The organism is Aporhodopirellula sallentina SM41, from assembly GCF_000346505.1.
GTDB classification, from domain to species: domain Bacteria; phylum Planctomycetota; class Planctomycetia; order Pirellulales; family Pirellulaceae; genus Rhodopirellula; species Rhodopirellula sallentina.
Map to the genome: position 1 here is coordinate 19,350 of NZ_ANOH01000466.1, position 7,805 is coordinate 27,154.

The window sequence follows — 7,805 nt, forward strand, 5'->3', positions numbered from 1 at the left end:
ATGCAACAGTCGATAACGACGTTTTTACCGTTTCGTTCTGTTGCCATGTTTCCGGGGCTCATGATGTCTGCTGTGGCCATTGTTGTTATCTCAAAACTCGTTTGCGTGAGAGTAGTTGACCACCAATATTGATGATCAGCACGATTAGCACCAAAACTAACGCCGCTGCCCACGCGAGTTCGATTTGACTCTCAAAGGGAACACCGGAAAAGTTAAAGATGAGGACTGCGAGAGAAGCGGTAGGTTCCATCAACGCCAACTCACCGTCTTGGACGATCCAGTAGTTGCTGTTCAAGGCCGTGAAGAGCAGCGGTGCAGTCTCGCCTGCCGCCCTGGCCACTGCCAACATCACTCCGGTCAACATACCGGGAAGTGCTGTTGGGAGGATGACTTTCCAAACGACCTGAGTCTGAGTTGCCCCCATTCCGATGGCCGCTTCTTTCATCTTTTTCGGCACCATCTTAATTGATTCTTCGGCCGTCAACAGAACAATTGGCAGCATTAGAATTGAGAGGGCGATTCCCCCGGCAGGGGCCGAGTATGTGCCTGTCAGCAGCACAACGGCCGCGTAAGCAAACACACCTGCGAGGATCGATGGGAACCCCGTGAGCAGTTTCGCACAAAACCGAACCGCAGAGGCTGTCTTGCTCTTCGGGCCAAACTCTGCGAGAAACACTGCGGCGAGGATTCCGAACGGAACGGCGATCAACGCAGCAATACCCACCATGGTGAGCGTACCGACGATCGCGTTTCCGAAACCGCCGCCACTTTCGAAAGCCGATGGCGGAGTTTCCGTTAACAGTTCCAAGCCCAATCGTTTTCCGCCGCGATACATCAACATGATGAGCACGGAAAAGAGCGGGATGCACGCGACCACGGTCACGATCCCCGTCATCAGGCTCAGGCCTGAACTGAACAACGTTCGTGGATGGCGTAGCGAACGTTCGAGTCGAGGGAAATCGACGTCGGCAAATGACCGCGTCAATTCGATCTCCTCACTGTCACTATCGATGCCGGCGCTGTTGTTGCTGTCGCTGTCGTTCACTTCACCTCTCCTGAAAGGTGACTCGAAGCTCGGTTCATGATCGCGGTTCCGACGAGGTTCACCAACAGGGTGATCGCCATCAGGATCAACGCCGCGTACATCAGAACGCCTTCCTCTTGCTGTCCCGCTTCGGGGAAGTTGTTCGCGAGCAAAGCGGCGAGAGTGTTTGCGGGCGAGAAGAGTGACAAGCTCACCTGGTTCGAGTTCCCGACCAACATCGCCAGGGCCATCGTTTCACCCAAAGCCCGACCAAAGCCGAGGACGAGGGCACCGAAGATCCCGGTCGCCGAGGTTGGAAGGATGACCCCTAGGATCGCCTCCCATCGAGTGGCCCCGAGACCGAACGCGGCTTCTTTCAGTTTGTGCGGGACACTGCTAAGTGCGTCACGCGATACCGCGGAGATTGTCGGCAGCACCATGATGGAAAGCACCAACGCGGCTGGCAACATTCCGGGACCACTGAGCGATGTTTTGAAGAACGGAATCCAACCGAGATGCTCGTGCACCCAATTCGCGGTCGGTCGCATCGCAGGGATCACGACATAGATCCCCCACAATCCGTACACCACGCTAGGGATCGCCGCGAGCAACTCAACGATGTTCTTGAAAACCAGTTCCAACCGTGGCGGCAAGAAATCTTGCGTCAGAAAGATCGCGATTGAGATTCCGAAGAAGCCCCCAATCGCCAACGCCAACAACGAGCTGTACAGCGTTCCCCAAATTTCAGGGAACACACCAAACTCGCCTCGGTTCGCGTCCCAGGTAGTCCCTGTGACAAAACTGAGTCCGAACTCCTGGACCGCGGGGAACGCCTTTCCAGCAATCTCGTACAGGATGTACAAGACGAGAAAGATAGTCATCCACGAGAAGAAACGTGTTAAACCTCGGAACGTCCTGTCCCAAGAAATGTCAAAGGTCGAAGGAGGTGACGCGACCGAATCGCTTGGGACGTCACCCTCCAGGGAGATAGCCATTCAAGTAACCGTTTGAACGCGTTGCGTGGCAAGTTTCAAGAGTAGTGTTTGATCTAACAGGCGACTACTGGATGTTATCCAACGCAGCGGAGACCTTCTCGACGACGTTCTCGGGCAACGGAACGTAACCCATTTGATCGCTGATCTTTTGGCCTTCGGTCAAGCAGTAACGGACGGCGTTCTTGATCGCCTCGGCTTTCGCAGGATCGTCGTACTTCTTGTAGCACAACAACCAAGTGTACGAGACGATTGGGTAAGCGTCCTCACCTTCGGGATCGGGCAACCAAGCACGAAGGTCTTCGGGCATTTCGACTTTCGCCAAGGCTGCTTGACCGCTCTCGAGCGAAGGCTGGATGAATTTGCCCGATTTGTTCTCGAGGCTGACCATTGGGATCTTGGTAAGCTTGGCATAGCCGTACTCGATGTAGCCGATCGCACCAGGTGTTTGTTTGATCGTGGCGGTGACCCCGTCGTTCTTGGGAGCCGCGATGAACTTATCGCTATCGGGCCAAACAACCGTCTTGCCGGTTCCAGGTCCGTTCTTCCAATCTTCGCTGACTGCACTGAGGTGCTGTGTGAACACGTAGGTTGTTCCACTGCTATCGGCACGACGTGCGACGGTGATGTCCATGTTAGGAAGATCAATGCCTTCGTTGGTCTTCGTGATCGCAGGATCGTTCCACTTGGTGATCTTGCCGAGCAGAATGTTGACGTAGGCTTCACGCGAAAGCTTCAACTCGTCGACGCCGTCGAGGTTGTAGGCCAGAACGACTTCGCCAGCCGTCATCGGCAGCAATTGAACGCCCTTGTCGACTTGAGCGATTTCGTCGTCCTTCATCGCCGCGTCACTCGCACCGAAGTCGGTTGTGCCGTTGATAAAGTCTTTGATGCCAGCGCCGCTACCCTTCGCTTGGTAATCGATTTTCACGCCGTCGGTTTGTTCGGTGTACTCTTTGAACCAGCGGTCGTAGAGTGGGTACGGGAAGCTCGCTCCGGAGCCGGTCAGTTTGACGGTTTCTCCCGATCCAGGCATGCCGCCTGATCCATCGGTGCCGGTCGAAGAAGTCGACGACGAACTGCAGCCGACGAACAACGCCGTCATGCATGCGAAAACGAAGGTCGAGGTAGCTTTGGACATGTTGATTTTGCTCCGCACTGGGGGATGTTTCTGAGCCGGCATTTCAACACCGAATTGCTCGATACGCAATTCCATAAGTTCCGCATACAGCACCATTTGCCGAACCTTCATTGCATCTTCACAATTGTTCTCCCGGCAAGCGAAACCTTGACGGAAACACCGGAAAAACCGGTGAATCCACCTACCCTGAATAGACGCGGTCGGTGGCAAAATTTGACGTGATCGAGCCCTGAGATCGCGCCTCAAATGGCACCCTTCACGTGGCCACACGTGCACTGGCGGTACGGGGCGGTGGTTGTGCATTTTCCCCAAGAGCAAGGGCGTACGGTATCCCGCACACATTTGTGTGCAGGCGGACCGCTAGTTTGGCGAGTTCGCCGCGTGCTGTCCCGGTGTTTTTTGAGCGTCCGCTAACGTATACTTGCCGCGAGAGCGTCAGTCGCCGCAGAAGGTCGGGCGTTTGGGTTTGCGGTAGCCATCTGATCACGCACGCCATCTCATTAGGCATCTCGAGAGCAACAATGGAACAATTCAAAGGACTGTGGCGAGATACGAAGTACATCTGGATCGGTTTCGTGTCGCTGCTTCTCGCCATCGGCGTGCTAGGGGCCTGGTACTACCTCCTGCTGCTACCGTGCCTCCCGGTTGCATTCGTGTACTTCGCGTTCATCCGATACGACGAAGAAGGCAACGAGAAGGGTGACTTCACCTAGCGCGATTTAGAGAGCTGACGTTGCCGATACCACGGACTTCGGGGGGGGGCCGCTCCGGGCAAACTTAGCGACGAGTTGGCTAATGGTGCGTCTAAGTTTCGTTTGAGGGTCTCGAGTACTCGCCGTGAGTTGCGGGAGGACTCTTGCAATCACCGAAAGTCTCGGCGACTTTCGCTACGGCGTTGAGCCCGGATTCTTGTTCGTGACGCGACACCCGTTGATAGATGAAGTTGAGCTGAGACAAACATCGCAAACGGTTTGCCCGCCTGCTTAGTCTTCTCAATTGCGTTTCCGTGACCGAGCAATTTCCGGATCAAGTTGCTCTTTCCGCGTGAACTATTTCTCTGACGCAAACTCGACGTTTTCCAATCGCACGACGACTGCGTTTGGCCATCTGCGGTTGTTGTACAAACGTTGAGCTCGCACGACTGAGATTTCTAAACCGTCTTCGGTTTGCTGGAGACGGGGCTCGATGTCGTGACGGGCAGTGTAGCGATCCTGTTGGTCGTCTTGGCCGAGGATCGTGATCTTCGTGTCCGGGGTTGCGACGAGATGTTTCAGAACGATCTCTTTTCGCTTGCTGCGAGGCCACATGGTCGTCCCGGTCGATCGGGGGTCGGTGAACCCTACGAGCGACGCGTAAACGTACCGACCATCTTTCGATGTCGTGTACCAGGCGTCCTGGTCGCCCGCATTGACGCATGGACGAATGTCGTGGATCGCCTCATCGTTGACGAACATCCATAGCGCGAGTTCGCGGAACCGTTCTTCTTGGGCGGTCGGGATCTCGCCGTTAGGTTTCGGTCCCATGTTGATCAACAGGTTACCGCCCTTGGCACGCGTCTCGATCAACATGTTGATCAGCTGCGTACCCGATTTGTAATCCTCATTGGTCGGTTTGTACTGCCACTGATTGCCCAGGGTGAAGCAGGTCTCCCATGGTCCTGGGATCGCAGTTTTGGGCAATCGCTGTTCCGGGGTCGCCATTTCACCGCGGGTCACGAGGCAATTCGGCGCGATCGAATGCACGTACTGCGTTAGCTCTTCCTTGTGGCCACCATCCAAAAAGACCATGTCGATCTCGCCATAGTTCAACAGCAGTTCGTCGAGATGCTTCTTTGTGTACGCGATCAACTCTTCCTGTACCCTGCCCGCCGCTTTGCCTCCCCGGGCCGGCACGCCCTTGCGAAACATGAACGCAAAATCTTCGGGCGAATAGTAGAACCCGACTTTGATATCGTGACGGCGGCACGCATCCACGTACTGGCGAACGATATCCTTTCCGTAGGGCGTGTTCATGATGTTGAAGTCGGTCGTCTTCGTATCCCACATGCAAAATCCACTGTGGTGCTTTGTCGTGAACACCATGTATTTCATCCCGGCGAGTTTGGCGATGGACATCCATTTGTCCGGATCGTACGAGGTCGGGTTGAACGTTCGCGGCAGTTCGTTGATATAGCGATCCAGGTAATCGTTAGACGCATAGTCCATCGAATGACTGATGACTGACCCGAGTTGCGAGTCGATCGACCAGTGAACGAACATGCCGAGGCCCCAGTCCATGAACTCTTCTTCCCGTTGGGGATCGTTCCGGAGTTCACCGGATAGCTTCGGCCGGGTTGTGCCTTGGGCAATGCAAGCCGAACCGAGAAACAGAACGGTGCAAAACACGGTCGTCGTGGTCACGCGTGGGGATAACATCATCGCTAGGGAACTGCTAAATCGAGTAATGCGTCGAGGGGAAAGTACGCTGGCGGAACCCAGTGCTGCCAAAAGTGCTGTGTTGCCAAAAGTGCTGTGCCGTCGAAAGTGCATTGCCACCGAAGCGGCAATTTCGTCGCGATCAACGCTGTACGAAACAGGCAATTGCGGTTAACTAGCAGGCTAGGGGAGCCAGTTGCCCATTATCGCTGCTCAGCGGGCGTTCGCTGTCCGTCCTTTGCACGAGGGACACATGTACCGCACTGCGATTAGGAACGTTAGATCAGCACCGGTCGCTTTGTGCGCATTGGACCACACGGGACCGCGATGATGTCAAAGTGCGCAAAAATGCCGCATTTTGCGGGCCCAATCGTTGGGGCAGCAATCGACTGCGAGCTATACTCGGTCCGCGTCTGACGCCGACGTCGATCGTCGTCACGTTGGAATTGAAAACGATCGATCCGAGTACCCGATATCCGGTCAGCCCCGTCCGATTTGACACGACACCGTCAACTGATCCGCGGCGGGAACCGGCGAGATCTGATTCTCGGTTCGCTACTTTAACCCACCCACGCTCCCTGCCTCAAAATGCTCATGACTCTTCGCAAACACCTGTTGCTGGCCACGCTTCTTTCGTTCTTGTTCGGCGGATCACAGGCATTCGCTGCCGACGTAAAGAAGGAGAAAGCGGAACAGAAGGGGAACGCAAAAGCAGAAACCAAGAACACTGAATCCGAATCATCAACGCCATCGATCACGCACGGCGTTGTGGAAATTGAATCGCAGGAGTTCGCCTACACCGCGACGGCGGGCAAGATGGTGATCAAGGACGACGGTGGCAAAGAGAAAGCGAACGTGTTCTATGTCGCCTACACGCTCGATGATGCCGAAGCGTCGGAGCGACCCGTCACTTTTTGTTTCAACGGTGGACCTGGTTCCTCGTCGGTTTGGTTGCACCTGGGCATGCTCGGTCCTAAGCGGGTCAAACTGAACGATGATGCAAAACCGATTCGTCCGCCACACGAATTGATTGCCAATCCTTACTCGCTGCTCGATCAAACCGATCTTGTGTTTATCGATCCGGTGAGTACCGGCTTCAGTCGTCCAGCCGAAGGCGAGAAGAAGGATCAATTTCACGGTTACAGCGAAGACCTGCGAAGTGTCGGGCACTTTATTCACGACTACACGACGCAATATCAGCGCTGGGGGTCACCCAAGTTCTTATTGGGCGAGAGCTATGGCGGATTGAGAGCGGCAGGACTCAGCGGCGAATTGCAGAACCGCTATCACATGTACCTCAACGGGATCGTTTTGGTTTCCGCGGTCGTCGACTTCCAAACATTGCGTGCGGCTGGCAACAACGACATCGCCTATGCACTCTTTCTGCCATCGTTCGCAGCCACCGCGTGGTACCACAACGCTCTGCCCGAGCATCTGCAATCGCAAACGGTCGAGAAGGTGGTCGCCGAAGCCGAGGCGTTCGCTCGCGAACCTTACTTGCAGGCATTGCTCGCGGGCGATTCGATCGACAATGAACAACGCAAGATGGTCATCTCGCGCATGGCGGAGTTGACCGGGTTGTCGGCCGACTATGTCGATCGCGCGAACCTGCGGGTCAGCATGGGCAGGTTCGGCAAAGAACTGCTGCGGACGCGTCGCCAAGTGATCGGACGATTCGATAGTCGCTACACAGGGATCGACAGCGATCATGTCGGCGAATCCACCGGGCACGACCCGAGTGCGTCGGCGTTGTTCGGCCCATTCACTTCCGCGATGAACCAATACCTCCGAGGCGAATTAGCCGTCGAGGAAGACCGCGTTTATGAAGTGCTGACATCGAAGGTTCACCCGTGGAACTACAGCCAGTTCGCGAACCGTTTTGTTGACGCGTCATCGACGCTCCGCAAGGCCATGACGGACAACCCTTATTTGCGAGTGTTCGCTGCCTGCGGGTACTACGACCTCGCGACGCCTTCCTTCGCGATGGAATACACCCGCGACCATCTCGGATTGCCCGAGCACCTGCGTGGTAACTTCCAAATGGGCTTTTATCACGCCGGACATATGATGTATGTCCACGAACCGTCGCTCGGCAAACTGCGAAAGGATCTGGTCGAGTTCTATCAAACGACGCTGGACGACAAGGCATCGTCCGCGAACTAGTATTCCACTGCAGCGTGGCGTTCGGGTGGAATCCTATTGGATGACGCGAGGAATCCCCTTGCGTGACTAGC

Annotated in this window: 6 protein-coding genes; 2 read left to right on the plus strand and 4 right to left on the minus strand. The window is 55.5% G+C overall.

What is annotated here, in order from left to right; genetic code table 11:
• Positions 1-85 precede the first annotated feature (85 nt).
• The 3 genes from pstA to pstS all read right to left on the minus strand — a co-directional run bounded on the left by pstA (position 86) and on the right by pstS (position 3,268).
• Positions 86-1,045: a phosphate ABC transporter permease PstA gene (gene pstA, locus RSSM_RS30365; protein ID WP_008688985.1), complete on the minus strand. Its 960-nt coding sequence runs from the start codon at positions 1,043-1,045 to the stop codon at positions 86-88.
• Positions 1,042-2,019 (minus strand): phosphate ABC transporter permease subunit PstC, encoded by a 978-nt coding sequence (gene pstC, locus RSSM_RS30370; protein ID WP_044304066.1) that lies wholly within the window; start codon positions 2,017-2,019, stop codon positions 1,042-1,044. The genes pstA and pstC overlap by 4 nt, the downstream gene beginning before the upstream one ends.
• A 64-nt stretch (positions 2,020-2,083) precedes the next feature.
• Complete coding sequence (pstS, locus tag RSSM_RS30375) at positions 2,084-3,268, minus strand: phosphate ABC transporter substrate-binding protein PstS (protein WP_008688988.1); 1,185 nt, start codon at positions 3,266-3,268, stop codon at positions 2,084-2,086.
• Between the two features lie 410 nt (positions 3,269-3,678).
• On the opposite strand from pstS, the gene RSSM_RS30380 reads away from it, so the two are divergent.
• Positions 3,679-3,870 (plus strand): hypothetical protein, encoded by a 192-nt coding sequence (locus tag RSSM_RS30380; RefSeq protein WP_008688990.1) that lies wholly within the window; start codon positions 3,679-3,681, stop codon positions 3,868-3,870.
• A 336-nt stretch (positions 3,871-4,206) separates the two neighbouring features.
• Here the strand turns inward: RSSM_RS30380 and RSSM_RS30385 are convergent, their stop codons facing one another.
• Positions 4,207-5,574, minus strand: coding sequence for an alpha-L-fucosidase (locus tag RSSM_RS30385; protein ID WP_236621498.1), 1,368 nt, complete (start codon positions 5,572-5,574; stop codon positions 4,207-4,209).
• A gap of 591 nt (positions 5,575-6,165) precedes the next feature.
• Between RSSM_RS30385 and RSSM_RS30390 the strand changes: the two genes are divergently transcribed.
• Positions 6,166-7,734 carry a S10 family peptidase gene (locus RSSM_RS30390; protein ID WP_236621499.1) on the plus strand — a complete coding sequence of 523 codons (1,569 nt, stop codon included), beginning with the start codon at positions 6,166-6,168 and terminating at the stop codon, positions 7,732-7,734.
• The last annotated feature ends 71 nt before the right edge of the window (positions 7,735-7,805 follow it).

Excerpts from the sequence above, each read along its gene's own strand:
- pstC (WP_044304066.1), bottom strand. The coding sequence starts at position 2,019 with ATGGCTATCTCCCTGGAGGGTGACGTCCCAAGCGATTCGGTCGCGTCA.
- pstS (WP_008688988.1), bottom strand. The coding sequence starts at position 3,268 with ATGAAGGTTCGGCAAATGGTGCTGTATGCGGAACTTATGGAATTGCGT.
- RSSM_RS30380 (WP_008688990.1), top strand. The coding sequence starts at position 3,679 with ATGGAACAATTCAAAGGACTGTGGCGAGATACGAAGTACATCTGGATC.
- RSSM_RS30385 (WP_236621498.1), bottom strand. The coding sequence starts at position 5,574 with ATGATGTTATCCCCACGCGTGACCACGACGACCGTGTTTTGCACCGTT.
- RSSM_RS30390 (WP_236621499.1), top strand. The coding sequence starts at position 6,166 with ATGACTCTTCGCAAACACCTGTTGCTGGCCACGCTTCTTTCGTTCTTG.